Origin of the sequence: Pseudoalteromonas porphyrae (genome assembly GCF_001298125.1) — a bacterium.
Lineage (GTDB): Bacteria > Pseudomonadota > Gammaproteobacteria > Enterobacterales > Alteromonadaceae > Pseudoalteromonas > Pseudoalteromonas neustonica.
In genome coordinates this window covers 1-699 of record NZ_LHPH01000076.1, presented here as the reverse complement: position 1 = coordinate 699, position 699 = coordinate 1, and the positions used below count along the sequence as shown (strand labels likewise).

2 rRNA genes are annotated in these 699 nt (G+C 41.8%); both read left to right on the top strand.

The features are described 5' to 3' along the window. Nucleotides 1-191 (top strand): 16S ribosomal RNA (locus ADS77_RS21225); the annotation flags it as partial. A 299-nt stretch (nucleotides 192-490) separates the two neighbouring features. Beyond that, nucleotides 491-699: ribosomal RNA gene (locus ADS77_RS21220) — 23S ribosomal RNA — on the top strand; the annotation flags it as partial.

Below are 699 nucleotides of genomic sequence, written 5' to 3'. Positions count from 1 at the left end.
CGCGTATCAGAATGACGCGGTGAATACGTTCCCGGGCCTTGTACACACCGCCCGTCACACCATGGGAGTGGGTTGCTCCAGAAGTAGATAGTCTAACCCTCGGGAGGACGTTTACCACGGAGTGATTCATGACTGGGGTGAAGTCGTAACAAGGTAGCCCTAGGGGAACCTGGGGCTGGATCACCTCCTTATACGATTTAGAACTTATTTGTTCGTAGTGTCCACACAGATGATTGTTAGTTAGTTTTAGCCTTTGGGTTTAACTAATTAATATGCTCTTTAAAAATTTGGAAAAGCTGATAATAAAATTCGTATGAATGACATTTGTTATTTATACAGAGTTTTCAAAAGTAAAAAAGAATGATAGCAGTATCATTCAGTGCCATTTAATTGTTTCTTTGAAATGATTAATTGGTATCTACTTTAGTATTCAATATTAACTTCTGGCGAAGTTAAACTGTCACGAAACAAAGACCCGTTTGGGTTGTATGGTTAAGTGACTAAGCGTACACGGTGGATGCCTTGGCAGTTGGAGGCGATGAAGGACGTATTAACTTGCGATAAGCCTAGTCAAGCTAGTAAAAAGCACTTGAGACTAGGATTTCCGAATGGGGAAACCCACCTGCTTGCAGGTATCGTTAACTGAATACATAGGTTAACGAGGCGAACGCGGAGAACTGAAACATCTAAGTACCCGTA